This is a genomic window from Allobosea sp. (genome assembly GCF_035944895.1).
Taxonomy (GTDB): domain Bacteria; phylum Pseudomonadota; class Alphaproteobacteria; order Rhizobiales; family Beijerinckiaceae; genus Allobosea.
Map to the genome: position 1 here is coordinate 749,081 of NZ_DASZAT010000010.1, position 17,266 is coordinate 766,346.

A 17,266-nucleotide genomic window follows, 5' to 3' on the forward strand; every position below is an offset into this window, starting at 1 on the left:
GGGCGGCTAGCAAGCGATGGGCCAGAAGGGCCGGGAGAGATGCTGTGGGCGTGCGCTCAGCGCCGCCCGAGCCGGAACTGCTCCAGCGCCGCGATCTGCTGCGCGACCGGGGAGACCTGCGCCGCCAGCGAGATGCCCTCGAAATGCCGGCGGCCGCGGAAGCGCGCGCGCTCGAAATTCGAACGGCCATCGAAGGCGGCGTTGCTGAACCAGGCGCCGCGGTCGAAGCGAGCCGCGGCGAAGTTCGCCATCTGCCCGAACCGCGCCTCCTCGAAGCCAGCATTGCCGGCGAACTCGGCTTCGCCGAAATCGGCCGCGCCCGCGAAGCGGCAATCGCCGAAGCCTGCCTCGCCGGCATGGCGCACGCCGCGGAACTGCGTCACCCCATCGAAGCGCGAACCGCGGAACCAGGCATCGCCGGCGAATTCCGCCTCGACGAAGCAGGCCACGCCTTCGCAGCGGATGTCGCGGAACTCCGCCGTGCCATGCAAGGTCGCAGCGCCGAAATCGGCATCACCCGCGAAATGCGCCCGGTCGAAGAAGGCGTCGCTGCGGAAGCTGGCGTCGCGGAAGCTCGCCGGCCCGTGGAAATGCGCCTCGGAGAACCAGGCGTCGCCGCAGAAGGCACTACCTGAAAAGCGTGCCGCCGCCGGGAAGACGATGCCGGCGACGTTGAAATCGCCCTCGAAAATCTCATCGACCAGCTCGACATCGGCAAAGAGGCGCCAGAGCGCCAGCAGCGCACCGTCGGTCCCGATTCTGCCCCGCAGGCGCGCCATCTCACCGGCCCAGCCATTCCAGGCCGCAGCGCCCTCGCCGAGCCGCGTCAAAATCGCCTCGCGCCGCGCCGCCATGAAGGCGGAAGCCTCCGGCCCGGCCGCGCCGAAGCGCGCCGCGCGCTGCGCAGCGGCAAAGCCGGCCTGATGCGGCCGCGCCCAGGAATTCGCCTGCAGCAGTTCGGCGCGCGCATCGGGCACGAGCCGGAACAGACTGGCCATATCGGGAGACGCCCTCAGTTAACGATTCATTAGCCATATGCGAGCCGTCGACATGGTTCAATCGCTGCTTTGCTCGCAATCACCGCCGAGCCCCTGCGCCGATGGGCCATACACCCCCGCATTTCATTACCCGGCGCAGCACATCGTTAAGGCTACAGCCTGATAAGCCTCTCTGGCGTAAGGCATTTGAAGTATTTTCAGGGTGATCCTGAGCTGTATCTGCCACGCGGACTGCCAGCGCCGATGAACGCCCTCCTGCCGCCGATCCTGTTTATGGTTCCGATCGATGCAGTGGCGCCGTCGACATCGAAGCACCATATTGGTGAGAACGATGCGGTGAAGGCCGACGGTGGCGAGCTGATTCCCACCATCTTCACTGCCCAGAACTGAGGGACGCCATGAACCTGCTGGCCCGCTTCATTCTCCGCCTCGGCGCCCTCCTCGCCCCGGCTCAGCCGCAGATGAAGCCGATCCCGGTCCCGGTGCGCCGCCCGCAAACGCAGCGCTGAACCGGCGGCAAACGCCTCCCATCCCTTAGCGAGCGAGCTGTCGAAAGCCCGCTCCCATATGATCTCTCTTCGCATCGTCAAGGGTCGGTCTCAGGCCGCTCCGGCCTTGACAGCAACGCGTCCGCCCCCAACTCTATGGGTATGACGACGAAGCACCGCCTCGTATTCCGGGTCGCCCCGATCGCGGAATCCTAGCCCCGGACTCGGCCCGAGCGCGCCCCGAGTCCAGGGGTGCCGTCGATGCTGTCCGCCGCCATGGCAGCACGATCCTCCAAGGCGTCTCCCCCCGAAAGAACCTCCCAGACTTTGCCGGTCGCGCCCTGGCGCCGTCGTCGCGCGCGTCATCGCAGGACACCAGACCATGACCCAGCTGAACCAGAAGACCCATCGCAAGCCGAAGATCATCGTCGGCGAGATCGACCATGAGCGCCTGACCGGCCTCGCAACCACGGCGCTCGAGCGCATCCCGGAGGTCGCCGAGGAACTGCTCGCCGAGATGGACCGCGCCAAGGTCGTCGCGCCGGCGAAGCTGCCGGCCGACGTCGTGCGCATGGGCTCCTTCGTCACCTTCGATTCCGACAGCGCCCAGCATCGCCGCGTCCAGCTCGTCTATCCCGGCGAGGCCGATATCGAGCAGGGCCGCATCTCGGTGCTGACGCCGATCGGCGCGGCGCTGATCGGCCTTGCCGCCGGCCAGTCGATCGCCTGGACCGCCCGCGACGGCAAGAAGCATGTGCTGACGGTGACGGCAGTCGAGCAGCCGGCCATGGCCGCGGCCTGAGCGGATGAATATCTCCTCCCCTCGCCTGCGAGGGGAGGACGACGCCGTGCTCAGCCGGCCGCCATCACCTTCATGATCTCGCCCTCAGGCTCGGCCCAGCGCAACTCACCCAAACGCAGCATCGCGTTCACATGCGCGAAGACCTCGCTGAAAGCGAAGGAGAGCTGGTGCGGATCGAGCGGCCGCGTGAACATCACCGGTACCAATTCGGCGACCGAATGCGGCCCCTTGGCGACTGCGCCTGCGATCAGCCGGCAGCGCTCGGCGTGATGGGCGCTGAGCGCGGCACAGCGCTCCTGCAAGCCGTAGAACGGCAGCTGGTGCCCCGGCAGGACCAGCGTCCCCGTCGGGATCGCCTGCGGCAGCGCCTTGAGCGAGCGCAGATAGAGGCCGAGCGGATCGCCTTCTGCATCCACCGCCCAGACGCTGATGTTCGGCGTGATCTTGGCGAGGATCTGGTCGGCGGCGAGGAAGACGTTCGCCTCCGGGCAGTGGAACATCAATTGCTCCGGCGCATGGCCGTCGCCCGCCAGCACGAAGAAATCGCGCCCGCCGATCCTGAGGACATCGCCGGCAACGACCCGGGTGAAGGTCGGCGGCAGCGGCGTGACCTGCCGGAGATAGCCATGGCCCAAGGTCGAGACGACCTGCGTCACCTCGGCCGAGAGGCCGTGGCGCTGATAGAACTGCTTGTAGACCGGTGCCTCGGACGCACCCGGGCTGAGCGAGATGTTGAGGCAGCCGAGATAACCGGTCTGGCTGGTCAGGAGCGGCGTGCCGAAGCGCTCGCAGAGCCAGCCGGCGAGACCGATATGGTCGGGATGGAAATGCGTGACGAAGAGCCGGGTCAGGCGCTTGCCCGCCAACGCCCCTGCCATCAGAGCGAGCCAGGCCTGCTTGGTCGCCTCGTCCCCGATGCCGGTGTCGATCACGGCGAAGCCGTCGCCGTCCTCGATCAGGTAGATGTTGACGTGGTCGAGCCGGAACGGCAGCGCGATCCGAGCCCAGAAGATGCCGGGCGCAACCTCGATCAACTGGCCCGGTGCCGGCGGTTCGGGAAAGGGGAAGGTCAGGCCCTGCGGATCGGGAGCGTGCAATTTGGTCAGCCCTGAACAATGTCTACAGGTTCATAGCAGGCAGTGATCGCGCCGGACAACGGTTGTTAAGCCTCGCGCGGCAAGATTGCATGATGAGCGATTTCGACACCCTGCGGCGCGACTGGCTCGCCCATCTCGGCCATGAGCGCCGGCTCTCGCCGAAGACGCTCGAGGCCTATGGCCGCGACATCGAGCAGTTCGCCGCCTTCCTCACTCATCACCTCGATGCGCCGCCGACATTGAAGGCCGTCGCCGCCTTGAAGCCGGCGGATCTGCGCGCCTTTCTCGGCTATCGCCGCCGCGACGGCGTCGGCAACCGCACCCTGATGCGCCAGCTCGCGGCACTGCGCTCGCTCGCCCGCTTCGGCGAACGCAGCGGCAGGTTGGCCGCAGCCGCCTTCGCCGCGACGCGCGGGCCGCGACTCGGCAAGGGCCTGCCGCGCCCGCTCGACGCCAAGGCCGCCGCCGCCGTGACCAAGGCCGACAGCCGCGCCGGCGAAGAACGGCCCGACTGGGTGCTGGCGCGCGATGCCGCCGTGCTCTCGTTGCTTTATGGCAGCGGTCTGCGCATCTCCGAGGCGCTCGGCCTGAAGCGTTCACAAGCGCCGGTCAGCACCGCCGATGCGCTGACCGTGCTCGGCAAGGGCGGCAAGACCCGGATGGTGCCGGTGCTGCCAGTCGTGGTCGAGTCGATTGCGGGTTATCTCGCACAATGTCCGTGGCGGCTGGCGCCCGAGGGACCGCTCTTCGTCGGCGTCAAGGGCGGCCCGCTCTCGCCCCGCATCATCCAGCTCGCGGTCGAGGGCCTGCGCGGCTCGCTCGGCCTGCCCGGCAGCGCGACGCCGCATGCGCTGCGCCATTCCTTCGCCACCCATCTGCTCGGCCGCGGCGGCGATCTGCGCGCCATCCAGGAGTTGCTCGGCCACGCCTCGCTCTCGACGACACAGATCTACACCCGTATCGATTCAGTCCGCCTGCTGGCGGCCTATGATTCCGCCCATCCACGGGCTCGGGGATAGCGCCCTTACCTTTGGTAAAATCGTCTTGATTCCGTCGCACGGACCGGCCATCAGGCCCGGCCTTCCCGAGGGAATCACATATGGCCTCAGCCGCACCAGACGTCACCGAAGACAGCCCGCCGACCAGCAAGACCAACAAGCGCATAGCCCTTTTGATCGGCGTGCTCGCGCTCCTGCTCGCCTTCTCCGAAATCCTCGGCAAGAACGCCGAGCAGGACGCGCTCTCCAGGAACATCGAGGCCTCCAATCTCTGGGCCTTCTTCCAGGCCAAGACGATCCGCGGCACGACGCTGCGCACCGCCGCCGACGCGATGGAGGTCGAGCTCGCCGGCTCCACCGATCCGGCTGTGCGCGAGCGCCTGCAGAAGCGCATCGACGGCTGGAAGGCGACGATCGCCCGCTACGACTCCGAGCCCGAGACCAATGAGGGCCGCAAGGAGCTGATCGCCCGCGCCAAGGCCGCCGAAGCCAGGCGCGACATCTCCAGCGCCCGCGACGACAAATACGACATCGTCTCGGGCCTGCTGCAGATCGCGATCGTCGTCTCCTCCGCCGCGATCATCACCGGCGTCGCCCTGCTCGCCTGGACCGGCGTCGGCCTTGGCATCCTCGGCTTCGTCCTGATGGTGATCGCCGAAGTCGCGCCGACCGCGCTGTTCTAAGCGAGCGAACGGCGCGACCGCTCAGTAGTGGATCGCGCCCTTCGAACCGCCGCCGCAGGCAATGGCGTCGCCATTGATCGCGACGCTGCGCGGCGAGGCCAGGAAGGCGACGATGTCGGCGACCTCGGCCATGTCGACCAGGCGGCCGATCGTGACATTGGCGGCCATGCGGCGCTCGACCTCCTCGGGCGCCAGCCCTGACGCCGCCACCCGGGCCGCGACCACGCCCGGCGTCTTCTCGGTCCGCGTCGTGCCGGGATGCACCACAGTGACGTTGATCCCTTGCGGGCCGAGCTCGTCGGCAAGGTTCTTGGTCAGCGCCGCCACTGCGACATTGCGGATCGAGCCGATGGTCGAGCCGGTCAGCCGCGCCGCCAGCCCGCTGATGTTGATGATCCGGCCCCAGCCATTGGCGGCCATCACCGGCGCCGCCTCGCGCGCCATCCTGAGATAGCCCATCACCTTGACGTTGACGTCGTCGAAGAACAGCGCGTCGGTGATCTCGGCGAGCTTGGGCGGCGTCGCCTGACCGCCGGGCTTGGCCGCGGCATTGACCAGGATGTCGAGCCCGCCCAGCGCCGCGACGGTGCCGGTGACCACCGCCTTCACAGAGGCATCGTCCTGGGTGTCGACGATGAGGCCGACGACCTTGCGGCCGGTCTCCTGCGCGAGTTCCGTCGCGGCGGCGTCGAGCTCCACCTGATTGCGCGCGGCGATGACGACGTCGACGCCCTCCAGCGCCAGCTGCCGCGCAATGGCGCGGCCGATCCCCTTGCTGCCGCCCGTGACCAGAGCGCGCTTGCCGTTCAGCATCAGATCCATGGTGAAGTCCTCGAAGACAGAATAGCGGGGCGCGCAGCTTGCGACGATTCCCCCAGTTTCGAGGGCATCCTGCGTGAGCCGCGCGACCCGGTCCAGCGCACCTGTCACACCCCTGCCCCGCTTCGCTCGCGAGGGCGGTTGACTGACCCATATCTCTGTGGTTATGAATTAATCCATAGCCAACGAGTTATTAATCGTGATGTCAGACGCCCACGACATGCTGTTCAGGACGCTCGCCGACCCGACCCGGCGCGCCATCTTCGAGCGCCTGTGCCGCGACGGCGAGCTGACCGTCGGCGCGCTGACCGCGCAGGCTGGCGTCTCGCAGCCAGCCGTCTCCAAGCATCTTGGCGTCCTCAAGCAGGCCGGGCTGGTGCGCGACCGGCAGGCCGGCCGCCAGACCCACTACAGCGCCCAGCTCGGTGCGCTCAGCCCGCTGATCGACTGGACCAGCCAGATGGCCGGGTTCTGGGAGGCGCGGTTCGACGACCTCGAAAACTTGCTCGCAAGGATGGATCAATGACCACCGCCACGCAGACCCGCTCCGTCACCGTCGAGCGCGAGATCGCCCACCCGCCGGAGAAGCTCTGGCGCGCCCTGACGCAGCCACACCTGATCGCGGAATGGCTGATGAAGAACGACTTCGCGCCCGTCGTCGGCCATCGCTTCAACCTGCGCGGCGAGTGGGGCGGCGTGCTCGACTGCGAGGTCCTCGACATCGAGCCGAACCGGATGCTGGCCTATAGCTGGGACTTCGCCCATGACGATCCGGCCTTCAACCTGAAGAGCACGGTGACCTTCACCCTGACCCCGACGCCCAGGGGCACGCTGCTGCGCATGGAACAGGCAGGCTTCCGGCCCGAGCAGAAGCAGGCCTTCGGCGGCGCCAAAGCCGGCTGGCAGGAATTCCTCGGCAAGCTCGAGCAGGTGCTGGAGCGGGCAGAATGACCATGCCGACCGCCATGTTTGTAAGGGCGCTCTCATGACCTTGAACAACGTCATCCGGCAGGGCCATCGCTGGCTCGCCATCATCTTCACGGCGACCGTCATCGCCAATTTCATCGCGATGGCGCTGGGACAGCCGCCGGCCTGGATCGTCTACTCCCCGCTGCCGCCGCTTTTCCTGCTGATGTTCTCCGGCCTCTACATGTTCACCCTGCCCTATGTCGGCGGCCAGCGACATGGGCGGCGGGCGGAAGGCTAGGAGCGGAGCGATGGCCGGCAAGACCTCGAAGGCGGCAGCGAAGCCGAAAGCCGAAGACGGACAGCCCGTGCTGCTCTCGGGCGGCAATCCGCAGATCGCCAAGGGCTATGGCGAAGAACCGGTGCAGGCCTATATCGCCGCCATGCCGGGCTGGAAGAGCGCTCTCGGCGCCCGCCTCGACGCGCTGATCAGTGCCGCCATCCCCGGCGTCAGGAAGGCGGTGAAGTGGAATTCGCCGCTGTACGGGGTGGAGGACAACTACTGGTTCCTCGGCATCCACGTCTTCGCAAGGTACGTGAAGGTCGCCTTCTTCCGCGGCGCTTCACTCGATCCGGTCCCACCCGGCACCTCCAAACAGAAGGAGGTGCGCTATCTCGACATCCGCGAGGATGACGAACTCGACGAGGCTCAGTTCACCGCCTGGGTGAAGCAGGCGGCCGCCTTGCCCGGCGAGAAGATGTGACGACGAGGATATCGGCCCGATGAAGCAGACGAACGACAAGGCAGGCGATGCAGCCTCCGCCTCCGAGCAGATCGATGCCCGGATCGCGGAACTGACCGACTGGCGCGGCGCAGCGCTCGCCAAGGTCCGCGCCATCATCAAGCAAGCCGATCCCGAGGTCGAGGAGACCTGGAAATGGCGCGGCGTTCCGGTCTGGGAGCATGCCGGCATCATCTGCACCGGCGAGACCTATAAGGCCGCGGTCAAGCTCACCTTCGCCAAGGGCGCTTCGCTGCCCGATCCCGCCGGCCTGTTCAATTCCAGCCTCGACGGCAACACCAGGCGCGCCATCGACATCCATGAAGGCGACGCGATCGACGAGGCGGCTCTGGCGGCGCTCATCCGCGCGGCAGTAGCGCTGAACACCGCCGGGAAGAAACCAAAAAAGGCCTGATCAACCCGCGTGCTGGGGAGCGCGCGGCCACTCCGGCCCCTGCCCGCGCAGCCGCTCCCAGGCCCGCGCCATCTGCAGCACGCCGAGATCGTCGAAGCGCTTGCCGGTGATCTGCAGGCCGATCGGCAGGCCGGATGCTGTCATGCCGGCATGGACCGAGATCGCCGGCTGGTCCGACATGTTGGCCGCCACTGTGAAGACGATGTGCTCGAAGGGCCGCTCGGGATCATGGATCGGCGAGGCCAGCTCGGCGGCAAAGCTCGGCACCGGTGAGACCGGCGACAGCACATAGTCGAAGGGCTGAATCGCCTTCAGCGCGGCATGGCGGATCGCCAGCATCTGGCTCATGCCGCGATGCACCTGCGCGCCGGTGAGTGTGCGGCCGCGCTCGGCCCAGGCGTAGATGTAAGGCAGCACCTTGTCCTGCCGCTCCCGCGGCAGCGAACCGATCTCGGCCCAGGCGCGCTGGCGCCAGAAATCGTCGAGCCCGTCGAGCATGTCCTGCGTCAGGAAAGGCGGCGCCAGTTCGACGATCGCTCCCACTCTCCGAAAGGCGTCGGCCGTCCTGGCGATCGCCGCCCTCACCTCCGGCTCGACGGGCAGGCCGATGCCGGCTTCGAGCTGAAGCCCGATCCTGAGCCCACGCGGCTCGCGCTCGAGCTCGCCCCAGGCGATTTCCTGCGGCGGCAGGCTCATCGGGTCGCGCTCGTCCGGCTTGGAGAGTTCGCGCATCATCAGCGCAGCGTCAGCGACGGTGCGGGTCATCGGCCCGGCGACGCGGCCGTAATAGGTCGGATCGATCGGCACGCGGCCGAAGCTCGGCTTCAGGCCGACGAGCCCGCACCAGCCGGCCGGCAGGCGGATCGAACCGCCGATATCGGTGCCGACATGGAAAGGACCGTAGCCGGCCGCGCCGGCCGCAGCCGCGCCGGCCGAGGAGCCGCCCGGATTCTTCGAGAGGTCGAACGGGTTGCGCGCCAGCTCGTGGAAGCTCGACAGGCCGGAGGAGAGCATGCCGTAATCGGGCATCGTCGTCTTGGCGAGGATGACGCAACCGGCCTCGCGCAGGCGCTGCGCCGGCGGGGCGTCCACTGCTGCAGGAGCAAGCTCCATCGCCGCCGTGCCGAGCGGAACAGGAGTGCCCCTGGTCGCGATGTTCTCCTTGATCGTGCAGGGCACGCCGTCGAGCGCCAGCGCCTCGCCACGGCGCCAGCGGCCTTCGCTTTCCTTGGCGGCGACGCGGGCGCCCTCCGGATCATAGGCATAGAGCGCCTTCAGCGACGGCTCCCAGATCTCGATGCGCTGGATCACCGCTTCAGTGACCTCGACCGGCGAGAGCTCACGCGAGCGGAAGGCCCGGAGCATGTCGACGGCGCTGAGATCGGCGAACTCGATCATGAGTGGAACTCCGCATGCATAGTAAGATCAATCGCGAGAACGGCGCATCCGCGGATCGACCGCGTCGCGCAGGCCGTCGCCGAGCAAATTGAAGGCCAGCACCGAAAGCGCGATCGCCGCGCCGGGGAAGATGGCGAGCCAGGGCTGCGCCGCCATGAAGGTCTGGGCCTCGTTGAGCATCCGGCCCCAACTTGGCGCCGGCGGCTGGGTGCCGAGGCCGAGATAGGACAGGCCGGCTTCGGCGAGGATGGCGAGCGCGAACTGGATCGTCGCCTGCACCACCAGCACGCCGGCGATGTTGGGCAGGACGTGCTGGCGTGTGATCGCCATCTCGGTCAGCCCGGCCGCACGCGCTGCCAGCACATAGTCGAGCGCCCAGCATTGCAGCGCCGCGCCCCGTGCGAGTCTTGCGAAATAGGGCAGGCTGAACAGCGCGATCGCGATCACGGCGTTCATCATGCCGGGACCCCAGACCGCGCTGATCATGATCGCCGAGAGTACCGCCGGAAAGGCGTGGCTGAAATCGGCCATGCGCATGATCAGGTTGTCGAGCCACCCGTCGCGCCTTATCGCGGCGATCAGCCCGAGCGCGCTGCCGATGGTCAAGCCGAGCCCGACCGCGCCCAAGCCCACCGCCAGCGAATTGCGCGCGCCGACCATGATCATCGAGAACACGTCACGGCCGAACTGGTCGGTGCCGAACCAGTGCTCGCCCGAGGGCGGGCGCAGGCGCTTGAGGATCGCCATCTGCGTCGGCTCATAGGGCGTCCAGGCGTAAGATGTCAGCGCCATCGCCACGACGAGCCCGCCGAGAAGCAGGCCGGCCAGGAAGGACGGCGAGGCCCACCAGCGCCGCGGCCGGGAACGGGGCGCGACCGCGCTCATGTCGCCTGCCGCAGCCGCGGATCGATCAGCCCGTAGAGCAGCTCGATCGCGAAATTGATGAAGACGACCAGCGCTGAGAACAGCATGACGAGGTCCTTGACCACGATCAGGTCATGCTGGGCGATCGACTGGAAGACGAGGCGCCCGAGCCCCGGCAGGGCGAAGACATTCTCGATGATGATCGCTCCTGCGAGGAGCACGGAAAACTGCAGGCCCAGCACGGTGACGACCGGGATCAGCGCATTGCGCAGCACATGGCGCAGCATGGTCCGTCGCCGGCTCACCCCCTTGGCCCGGGCGGTGCGGACATAATCCTCCTGCATCGTCTCCAGCATGGCCGAGCGGGTGACGCGGGCGAGGATCGCCGCCTGCGGCAAAGCGAGCGCGATGGCCGGCAGCAGCAGCGAGCGCAGCGCGGGCCAGAAGCCGGCCTGCCAGCCCGGAAAGCCGCCGGCCGGCAGCCAGCCGGCGCCGACCGCAAAGACCAGCACGAGCAAGAGACCGAACCAGAAATTCGGGATGGCGAGCCCGGCCTGGGCGAAGACCATCACCGCGGCATCGCCCGCCCGGTTGTGGTTGGCCGCGGCGAGCGCGCCGAGCGGAATGCCGATGGCGGACGCCAGCAGGATCGCCATCGAGGCAAGCGGCAGCGTCACAACCATGCGCTCGCCGATCAGCTGCGTCACCGGCACGCGATAGGTGTAGCTGAGGCCGAGATCGCCGGTGACGAGCCCGCCGATCCAGGAGAAGAAACGCAGCAGCGCCGGCTGATCGAGCCCCATCTCGGCCCGCAGCGCCGCGAGCGCTTCCGGCGCCGCATTGAGCCCGAGCGTCACCGCCGCCGGATCGCCCGGCAGGATCTCCAGCACGAGGAAGATGACGATCGCCGCGCCGAGCAGCGTCAGGGCGAACGACAGCAACCGCCGCAGGAGATAGCCCGTCATCGCGGCAGCCTCAGCGCCAGCGCACCTCCGCCAGCGGCGTCAGCGGCAGCGGCCAGTCGGTCCACATGCCCTCCAGATCGGCCTTGGTCACCGTGATCTTCGGCAGGATGAAAAGGAAGCCGTTGACCGCGTCGCGCGCCAGCATGCGCTGGGCGTCGCCATAGAGCTTGTTGCGCTCGGTCTCGTCGACGGTGCGGTCGATCTTGTCGATCAGCGCCTTGAACTCGGGATTCCGGTACTGGAAGTAGTAGTCGTCGCGCGCGTAGTTGGCGATGTCGAGCGGCTCGGTATGCGAGATGATGGTGAGGTCGAAATCCCGCGCCTTGAACACTCGTTCCAGCCATTGCGGGAATTCCAGCGGCTCGATCTTGGCGGTGATGCCGATCTGGGCCAGCAGCGCAGCAATGATCTCGCCACCCCGACGAGCATAGGCCGGCGGCGGCAAACGCAGCGTGCATTCGAAGCCCTTGGGGAAGCCGGCGGCCGCCAGCAAGGCCTTCGCCTTGGCGAGATCGACCGGATAGGTCTGGGTCAGGTCGACATAGGCCGGGTGCAGCGGCGAGAAATGGCTGCCGATATAGTCGAGATCGAAGCCGTAAATGCCGAGCGCGATCGTCTTGCGATCGAGCACATGCGAGATCGCCTGGCGCACCCGGATATCGGTGAATGGCGCCTTGGCGTTGTTGATGGCGAGGATGGTCTCGCCTTCGGTCTTGCCGAGCGTGACCTTGAGCTTGGGGTCGGCCTTGAGCTGCGGGATCGCCTCCGGCGCCGAGAGATTGGTGAAGACGTCGATGTCGCCGGCGCGCAGAGCTGCGACCTGCGCCTGCGGATCGGAGATGAAGCGGAAGACCGCCTTGGCGAGCGACGGCTTGGCGCCCCAATACTCGTCGTTGCGCGCCAGTTCGAGCCGATCGCCGCGGTTCCAGCGTGCGAACTTGAACGGGCCGGTGCCGACCGGATTGGTCTTGTTGTTGGCCGCGGTCGCCGGCGAGACGATGACCGCATCGCCCCAGGACAGGCCGTAGACGAAGTTCGCCGTCGGCTGCTTCAGCTTGATGATGACGGTGATCGGATCGGGCGCCTCGATGCTCTCGATCGGCGTGAAGATCCAGCGCTGGGCATTGGTCGAATCGGGCGCGACCGCGCGTTCGAAGGAGAACTTCACGTCGCGCGAGGCGAACGGCGTGCCGTCATGGAAGCGCGCATTCGGCCGGAGCTTGAAGGTGTAGGTGAGATTGTCGGGCGCGAGCGTCCAGCTCTCGGCCAGCGCCGGCCCGAGCTTGCCGGTGCGGTCCATCGCCACCAGCCCTTCGAAGACGTTCTGTAGCGTGACCTCGCGTATCGCCTGCGCCGCGCCAGAGGTCGGATCGAGCGTCGGCGGCTCCAGCGTCATGCCGATGGTGACGCCGTCCTTGGCCTGCGCGAGCGCGGCGAGCGGAAGCTGGGTTGCGAGCGCGGCGAGGCCCGCTCCCGCCAGAAGATCGCGCCGCGTCGTCATCGTCCGCCTCCATCGTCGTTGCGGCGCAAGATGGCGCGGGAACGAAGCGGGAGGCAAGAGCGCTGAAGGGCGCGGGAGCCCTCCCCCCTTGTGGGGGAGGGTTGGGAGGGGGGTGACTGGGTGAGCGGCTTGAGCCTCTGCTCACGATCAGCCACACGGCTGACTACCCCCCTCTCCAGCTCTCCCCCACAAGGGGGGAGAGGGCAGGCTGCGCCACCCGCGCAAAAGCTCAAACAAAATAATCCGGATAGCTCGCCTTGAGATGCACCAGATCGGGCAGCAGCGTGCCGAGATGCTGGCGCATCGCGACCACCGCGGCGGGAGCATCGTGCCGCCTGATCTCGTCGACGATGGCAAGGTGTTCGCGGATCACCATCGCCATCCGCCCCGGCACCGGCAGGGTCATTCGCCGGCAGCGGTCGATCTGGCTCTTCGCCGCCTGGGCGAGCTTCCAGACGCCGGGATAGCCGGCGATGTCGGCAAGCACCTCGTGAAAATCCTCGTCGGCGAGGTGGAAGCGCTCCTGATCGCCCGCCTCATGCGATTCATGCAGTACCGCGATCGTCGCATCGAGCCGGGCGATGTCGTCCGCGCTGGCCATCCGCGCCAGCACCTCCACCGTGGCGCATTCCAGCGCCTGGCGGATGAACACCGCCTCGGGAATCGCGCTCGTCGGGATCCGGGCGACGAAGGTGCCGGCCTGTGGGAAGATCTCGACCAGCCCCTCTTCCTTCAGCCGGATCAGCGCTTCGCGTACCGGCGTGCGGCTCATGCCGAAGCGGTTGGTAAGATCCTTCTCTGACAGGGGCACACCCGGCCGCAGCACCATGTCGAGGATCTCGCGACGAAGCTCGTCCTGCACGACGGAGGCCGCCGTGGCGCGCCCTGCCGACGCTCCGGCCAGACGCTGCGGCTTGCGCTCGCGTCGTGAGGCTCGGGCTTCGCCTATCCCTAGCGCCTCCGACATCGTCCTATCCTAGCCATGATCGCTGCCTTATTGGACCACGATGCGCGCTCCGCGGCCAATCAGGGCGTAACACGGCCGGTCAGTGCATACTAGTATATTAGTATATTGACATCACCAGCGCCGGCCCTATGGTCCGGCCCGACAGAGGAAACGCCAGCGATGCTGCTGCACGACGATCGTCTTTTGCCTGCCGAACCGGTGACGCGCGGCATTGCGCGCCGCCTCTATGCCGGCGTCCGCGACCTGCCGATCATCTCGCCGCACGGCCATACCGATCCGCGCTGGTTCGCCGAGGACAAGCCCTTCCCTGATCCGGCGACGCTCTTCGTCAAGCCTGACCACTACATTTTCCGCATGCTCTACTCGCAGGGCATCCGGCTCGAGCAGCTCGGCATCGCCCGCAAGGATGGCGGCGAGGTCGAGGGCGATCCCCGCCAGATCTGGAAGCTCTTTGCCAGCAACTGGCACCTGTTCCGGGGCACGCCGACGCGGCTCTGGTTCGAGCACGCCGCCTTCTCGATTTTCGGCATCACCGAGCGCCTCTCCGCCGAGAGCGCCGACCGCATCTATGACCGCATCGCCGAGCAGCTGGAGCAGGACGCGATGCGTCCGCGCGCACTGTTCGAGCGCTTCAAGATCGAGGCGATCGCCACCACCGAGGGCGCGCTCGATCCGCTGAAGTGGCACGACATGATCAGGGCCTCGGGCTGGGGCGGCAAGGTCGTCACCGCCTATCGCCCTGACAGCGTCGTCGACCCCGAATTCGAGGGCTTCAAGGACAATCTCGCACAGTTCGGCGAGCTGACCGGCGAGGATGTCGCGAGCTGGAACGGCTATCTCGAAGCCCATCGCAAGCGCCGCGGCTATTTCATCGAGCGCGGCGCGACCTCCTCCGACCATGGCCATGCCACGGCCCGCACCGCCAATCTGACGCCGGCCGAGTGCGAGAAGCTGTTCGCCAAGATCCTGAAGGGCAAGTTCTCGGCCGAGGACGCCGACCTATTCCGCGGCCAGATGCTGACCGAGATGGCGAAGATGAGCCTCGATGACGGGCTCGTCCTGCAGATCCATCCCGGCTCCCACCGCAACCACAACCCGCACCTGTTCGAGCAGTTCGGCCGCGACATGGGCTCCGATATCCCGCGCGGCATGGACTATGTCTCGGCGCTGAAGCCGCTGCTCGACGCGGTCGGCAACGAGCGTGGCCTCACCGTCATCGCCTTCACCCTCGACGAGACCAGCTATTCGCGCGAGCTCGCCCCGCTCGCCGGGCATTATCCGGCGCTGAAGCTCGGACCGGGCTGGTGGTTCCTCGATGCGCCCGAGGCGATGCTGCGCTTCCGCGAGCTCACCACCGAGACCGCCGGCTTCTACAACACCGTTGGCTTCAACGACGACACCCGCGCCTACCTCTCGATCCCGGCGCGCCACGACGTCGCCCGCCGGATGGACTGCCACTACCTCGCCAGGCTCGTCGCCGAGCACCGTCTCGACGAGGACGAGGCCGCCGAAGTCGCCCACGATCTCGCCTACCGTCTGGCCAAGGAGGCCTACCGGCTGTGACCAGCGCTGCAAAAACCATCGACGAACGCCAGGCCGCCCATCCGCGCGATGTGCGCGGCTATGACACCGAGACGCTGCGCCAGGACTTCCTGATCGAGCGCATCTTCGTGCCCGGCGAGGTTGCGCTGACCTACAGCCATTACGACCGCATGATCGTCGGCGGCGCCATGCCGGCGGCCAAGCCGCTGACGCTCGATCCGTTCCCGCCGACCGGCACGCCCTTCTTTCTGGCACGGCGCGAGCTCGGCGTGATCAATCTCGGCGGCGCCGGCTCGGTCAGCGTCGACGGCGAGCGCTTTGAGCTGCCCAGTCTCGACGCGCTCTATGTCGGGCTCGGCGCCAAGGAGGTCACTTTCGCCAGCGCCGATCCGGCGAACCCGGCCAAGTTCTACCTGACCAGCGCGCCGGCGCATCGCGAAGCAAAGCACCAGCTCATCCGCAAGGAAGACGCCAACACCATCCATCTCGGCTCTGCCGAGACCTCGAACAAGCGCACCATCCGGCAATACATCATGCCGAACTCGACCGGCACCAATCAGCTGGTGATGGGCATGACGGCGCTGGAGCCGGGCTCGGTCTGGAACTCCATGCCCTGCCACACCCACACCCGGCGGATGGAGGCCTATCTCTACTTCAACCTCGACCCGGCCCACCGCGTCTTCCATTTCATGGGCGAGCCGCAGCAGACCCGCCACCTCCTCGTCGCCAACGAGCAGGCGATCATCTCGCCGAACTGGTCGATCCATTGCGGCTGCGGCACCTCGAACTACTCCTTCGTCTGGGCCATGGCCGGCGACAATGTCGAGTTCACCGACATGGATGCCGCCCCGGTGGAGACGCTGCGCTGATGGCGACGGCCTCGCCCTTCTCGCTGGACGGCCGGACGGCGCTGATCACCGGCGCCAATACCGGCATCGGCCAGGGCATTGCCCTGGCGTTGGCTGAGGCCGGTGCCAAGGTCGTAGCAGCCGGGCGTTCGAGCATGGCCGAGACGGAGACGCTGATCGCCGAGGCCGGCGGCACCTGCCTCGCGCTTCAGGCCGATCTCCAGCAGGACGGCATCGCCGCACGTGTGATCGAGCAGGCTCAGGCGCTCGCCGGCCCGCTCGACATCCTCGTCAACAACGCCGGCATCATTCGCCGGGCCGATGCGCTCGATTTCAGCGAGAGCGATTGGGACGAGGTGATGAATCTCAACCTCAAGGCCAACTTCTTCCTGGCCCAGTCCTTCGCCAAGGCGGCGCTCGCCGCCGGCCGCACCGGTCGCATCGTCAACATCGCCTCGCTGCTTTCCTTCCAGGGCGGCATCCGCGTCGCCTCCTATACGGCGAGCAAGAGCGGGCTCGCCGGCCTGACGCGGCTGCTCGCCTGCGAATGGGCGGGCAAGGGCATCAACGTCAATGCGATCGCCCCCGGCTATGTCGAGAGCAATAATACGGAAGCCTTGCGCGCCGATCCTGATCGCAACGCCGCGATCCTCGCCCGCATCCCGGCCGGGCGTTGGGGCAAGCCGTCCGATATCGGCGGCGCGGCCGTGTTCCTGGCGAGCGATGCCGCGGCCTACATCCACGGCGCAATCCTTCCTGTCGATGGAGGCTGGCTGGCCCGATGAGCGACCGTCTCAACTCATTCTTCCAGCATGACGCCGAGATCGCCTGGGAGCCGACCGAGCCCGGAGTGAAGCGCAAGATCATGGCCTATGGCCCGGACCTGATGGTGGTCCGAGTCGTCTTCGAGCGGGGCGCGATCGGCAAGGCTCACCAGCACCCGCACCGCCAGGCGTCTTACGTCGAAAGCGGCGTCTTCGACGTCACCATCGACGGCAGGACCAGCCGGCTTTCCGCCGGCGACACCTTCTTCGTGCCCGAAAACCTCGTCCACGGCGTCGTCAACATCGAGGCCGGGCAACTGATCGATTCCTTCACGCCGATGCGGACGGAATTTTTGTGAGAGCTCGCCGTGCCGGCCGTGCCGGCGCGGCTCCCGTCTGGGGACAAGAACGACCGGAATAAGCCGGCGA

The 17,266-nt window shown here is 67.4% G+C and carries 21 protein-coding genes; 13 read left to right on the forward strand and 8 right to left on the reverse strand.

All coding sequences use genetic code 11. The annotated features are described in order from the left end of the window. Positions 1-56 precede the first annotated feature (56 nt). Positions 57-998: a pentapeptide repeat-containing protein gene (locus VGV58_RS19200; RefSeq protein WP_326875631.1), complete on the reverse strand. Its 942-nt coding sequence runs from the start codon at positions 996-998 to the stop codon at positions 57-59. A gap of 243 nt (positions 999-1,241) precedes the next feature. On the opposite strand from VGV58_RS19200, the gene VGV58_RS19205 reads away from it, so the two are divergent. Both VGV58_RS19205 and rnk read left to right on the forward strand, forming a co-directional pair. Further along, entirely contained in the window at positions 1,242-1,388 is a 147-nt protein-coding gene (locus VGV58_RS19205) for a hypothetical protein (protein ID WP_326875632.1), read from the forward strand. Positions 1,389-1,877: 489 nt separating this feature from the next. Then, complete coding sequence (gene rnk, locus VGV58_RS19210) at positions 1,878-2,288, forward strand: nucleoside diphosphate kinase regulator (protein ID WP_291671932.1); 411 nt, start codon at positions 1,878-1,880, stop codon at positions 2,286-2,288. A gap of 50 nt (positions 2,289-2,338) precedes the next feature. On the opposite strand, the gene VGV58_RS19215 is transcribed toward rnk, so the two are convergent. After that, positions 2,339-3,385: an MBL fold metallo-hydrolase gene (locus VGV58_RS19215; RefSeq protein ID WP_326875633.1), complete on the reverse strand. Its 1,047-nt coding sequence runs from the start codon at positions 3,383-3,385 to the stop codon at positions 2,339-2,341. A gap of 89 nt (positions 3,386-3,474) precedes the next feature. On the opposite strand from VGV58_RS19215, the gene VGV58_RS19220 reads away from it, so the two are divergent. After that, on the forward strand, positions 3,475-4,404 hold the full coding sequence (locus VGV58_RS19220) for a tyrosine recombinase XerC (RefSeq protein WP_414644021.1): 930 nt from the start codon (positions 3,475-3,477) through the stop codon (positions 4,402-4,404). An 80-nt stretch (positions 4,405-4,484) separates the two neighbouring features. Further along, on the forward strand, positions 4,485-5,066 hold the full coding sequence (locus tag VGV58_RS19225) for a DUF4337 domain-containing protein (RefSeq protein ID WP_326875635.1): 582 nt from the start codon (positions 4,485-4,487) through the stop codon (positions 5,064-5,066). 21 nt (positions 5,067-5,087) lie between these two features. Here VGV58_RS19225 and VGV58_RS19230 read toward each other — a convergent pair whose 3' ends face one another. Continuing rightward, on the reverse strand, positions 5,088-5,888 hold the full coding sequence (locus VGV58_RS19230) for an SDR family NAD(P)-dependent oxidoreductase (RefSeq protein WP_326875636.1): 801 nt from the start codon (positions 5,886-5,888) through the stop codon (positions 5,088-5,090). 199 nt (positions 5,889-6,087) lie between these two features. Between VGV58_RS19230 and VGV58_RS19235 the strand changes: the two genes are divergently transcribed. From VGV58_RS19235 to VGV58_RS19255, 5 genes are read left to right on the forward strand one after another with little or no spacing between them, the layout of a single operon-like run. Continuing rightward, positions 6,088-6,411 (forward strand): ArsR/SmtB family transcription factor, encoded by a 324-nt coding sequence (locus tag VGV58_RS19235; protein ID WP_110488509.1) that lies wholly within the window; start codon positions 6,088-6,090, stop codon positions 6,409-6,411. Continuing rightward, on the forward strand, positions 6,408-6,836 hold the full coding sequence (locus VGV58_RS19240) for an SRPBCC family protein (RefSeq protein WP_326875637.1): 429 nt from the start codon (positions 6,408-6,410) through the stop codon (positions 6,834-6,836). The genes VGV58_RS19235 and VGV58_RS19240 overlap by 4 nt, the downstream gene beginning before the upstream one ends. A gap of 34 nt (positions 6,837-6,870) precedes the next feature. Further along, positions 6,871-7,092, forward strand: a complete 222-nt coding sequence (locus tag VGV58_RS19245; protein ID WP_326875638.1) for a hypothetical protein — start codon at positions 6,871-6,873, stop codon at positions 7,090-7,092. Positions 7,093-7,102: 10 nt separating this feature from the next. Next, the gene (locus tag VGV58_RS19250) at positions 7,103-7,555 is read left to right on the forward strand and encodes a DUF1801 domain-containing protein (protein ID WP_326875639.1); all 453 of its coding nucleotides are present in this window, start codon (positions 7,103-7,105) and stop codon (positions 7,553-7,555) included. A gap of 19 nt (positions 7,556-7,574) precedes the next feature. Next, positions 7,575-7,988, forward strand: a complete 414-nt coding sequence (locus tag VGV58_RS19255) for a DUF1801 domain-containing protein (RefSeq protein WP_326875640.1) — start codon at positions 7,575-7,577, stop codon at positions 7,986-7,988. Here VGV58_RS19255 and VGV58_RS19260 read toward each other — a convergent pair whose 3' ends face one another. From VGV58_RS19260 to VGV58_RS19280, 5 genes are all read right to left on the reverse strand, one after another. Next, positions 7,989-9,386: an amidase gene (locus VGV58_RS19260; protein WP_326875641.1), complete on the reverse strand. Its 1,398-nt coding sequence runs from the start codon at positions 9,384-9,386 to the stop codon at positions 7,989-7,991. Positions 9,387-9,413: 27 nt separating this feature from the next. Then, entirely contained in the window at positions 9,414-10,271 is an 858-nt protein-coding gene (locus VGV58_RS19265) for an ABC transporter permease (protein ID WP_326875642.1), read from the reverse strand. Continuing rightward, positions 10,268-11,215, reverse strand: coding sequence for an ABC transporter permease (locus VGV58_RS19270; RefSeq protein ID WP_326875643.1), 948 nt, complete (start codon positions 11,213-11,215; stop codon positions 10,268-10,270). The genes VGV58_RS19265 and VGV58_RS19270 overlap by 4 nt, the downstream gene beginning before the upstream one ends. Before the next feature lie 10 nt (positions 11,216-11,225). Next, entirely contained in the window at positions 11,226-12,716 is a 1,491-nt protein-coding gene (locus tag VGV58_RS19275) for an ABC transporter substrate-binding protein (RefSeq protein ID WP_414644022.1), read from the reverse strand. A gap of 229 nt (positions 12,717-12,945) precedes the next feature. Beyond that, complete coding sequence (locus VGV58_RS19280; protein ID WP_326875644.1) at positions 12,946-13,683, reverse strand: GntR family transcriptional regulator; 738 nt, start codon at positions 13,681-13,683, stop codon at positions 12,946-12,948. Positions 13,684-13,842: 159 nt separating this feature from the next. Here VGV58_RS19280 and uxaC point away from each other — a divergent pair, with 159 nt between their 5' ends. From uxaC to VGV58_RS19300, 4 genes are read left to right on the forward strand one after another with little or no spacing between them, the layout of a single operon-like run. Then, entirely contained in the window at positions 13,843-15,246 is a 1,404-nt protein-coding gene (gene uxaC / locus VGV58_RS19285; RefSeq protein WP_326875645.1) for a glucuronate isomerase, read from the forward strand. Then, positions 15,243-16,094, forward strand: coding sequence for a 5-dehydro-4-deoxy-D-glucuronate isomerase (gene kduI, locus VGV58_RS19290; protein WP_326875646.1), 852 nt, complete (start codon positions 15,243-15,245; stop codon positions 16,092-16,094). The genes uxaC and kduI overlap by 4 nt, the downstream gene beginning before the upstream one ends. Next, on the forward strand, positions 16,094-16,858 hold the full coding sequence (gene kduD / locus VGV58_RS19295; protein WP_326875647.1) for a 2-dehydro-3-deoxy-D-gluconate 5-dehydrogenase KduD: 765 nt from the start codon (positions 16,094-16,096) through the stop codon (positions 16,856-16,858). The genes kduI and kduD overlap by 1 nt, the downstream gene beginning before the upstream one ends. Beyond that, positions 16,855-17,196, forward strand: a complete 342-nt coding sequence (locus tag VGV58_RS19300) for a cupin domain-containing protein (protein WP_326875648.1) — start codon at positions 16,855-16,857, stop codon at positions 17,194-17,196. The genes kduD and VGV58_RS19300 overlap by 4 nt, the downstream gene beginning before the upstream one ends. The last annotated feature ends 70 nt before the right edge of the window (positions 17,197-17,266 follow it).

What these genes read in the sequence shown, in the direction of transcription:
- uxaC (WP_326875645.1), top strand. Translation starts at nt 13,843, where the DNA reads ATGCTGCTGCACGACGATCGTCTTTTGCCTGCCGAACCGGTGACGCGC.
- kduD (WP_326875647.1), top strand. Translation starts at nt 16,094, where the DNA reads ATGGCGACGGCCTCGCCCTTCTCGCTGGACGGCCGGACGGCGCTGATC.
- VGV58_RS19240 (WP_326875637.1), top strand. Translation starts at nt 6,408, where the DNA reads ATGACCACCGCCACGCAGACCCGCTCCGTCACCGTCGAGCGCGAGATC.
- VGV58_RS19260 (WP_326875641.1), bottom strand. Translation starts at nt 9,386, where the DNA reads ATGATCGAGTTCGCCGATCTCAGCGCCGTCGACATGCTCCGGGCCTTC.
- VGV58_RS19230 (WP_326875636.1), bottom strand. Translation starts at nt 5,888, where the DNA reads ATGGATCTGATGCTGAACGGCAAGCGCGCTCTGGTCACGGGCGGCAGC.
- VGV58_RS19265 (WP_326875642.1), bottom strand. Translation starts at nt 10,271, where the DNA reads ATGAGCGCGGTCGCGCCCCGTTCCCGGCCGCGGCGCTGGTGGGCCTCG.
- VGV58_RS19235 (WP_110488509.1), top strand. Translation starts at nt 6,088, where the DNA reads ATGTCAGACGCCCACGACATGCTGTTCAGGACGCTCGCCGACCCGACC.
- VGV58_RS19205 (WP_326875632.1), top strand. Translation starts at nt 1,242, where the DNA reads ATGAACGCCCTCCTGCCGCCGATCCTGTTTATGGTTCCGATCGATGCA.
- VGV58_RS19255 (WP_326875640.1), top strand. Translation starts at nt 7,575, where the DNA reads ATGAAGCAGACGAACGACAAGGCAGGCGATGCAGCCTCCGCCTCCGAG.
- VGV58_RS19250 (WP_326875639.1), top strand. Translation starts at nt 7,103, where the DNA reads ATGGCCGGCAAGACCTCGAAGGCGGCAGCGAAGCCGAAAGCCGAAGAC.
- VGV58_RS19280 (WP_326875644.1), bottom strand. Translation starts at nt 13,683, where the DNA reads ATGTCGGAGGCGCTAGGGATAGGCGAAGCCCGAGCCTCACGACGCGAG.
- VGV58_RS19270 (WP_326875643.1), bottom strand. Translation starts at nt 11,215, where the DNA reads ATGACGGGCTATCTCCTGCGGCGGTTGCTGTCGTTCGCCCTGACGCTG.
- VGV58_RS19245 (WP_326875638.1), top strand. Translation starts at nt 6,871, where the DNA reads ATGACCTTGAACAACGTCATCCGGCAGGGCCATCGCTGGCTCGCCATC.
- VGV58_RS19275 (WP_414644022.1), bottom strand. Translation starts at nt 12,716, where the DNA reads ATGACGACGCGGCGCGATCTTCTGGCGGGAGCGGGCCTCGCCGCGCTC.
- VGV58_RS19200 (WP_326875631.1), bottom strand. Translation starts at nt 998, where the DNA reads ATGGCCAGTCTGTTCCGGCTCGTGCCCGATGCGCGCGCCGAACTGCTG.
- VGV58_RS19300 (WP_326875648.1), top strand. Translation starts at nt 16,855, where the DNA reads ATGAGCGACCGTCTCAACTCATTCTTCCAGCATGACGCCGAGATCGCC.
- VGV58_RS19220 (WP_414644021.1), top strand. Translation starts at nt 3,475, where the DNA reads ATGATGAGCGATTTCGACACCCTGCGGCGCGACTGGCTCGCCCATCTC.
- VGV58_RS19225 (WP_326875635.1), top strand. Translation starts at nt 4,485, where the DNA reads ATGGCCTCAGCCGCACCAGACGTCACCGAAGACAGCCCGCCGACCAGC.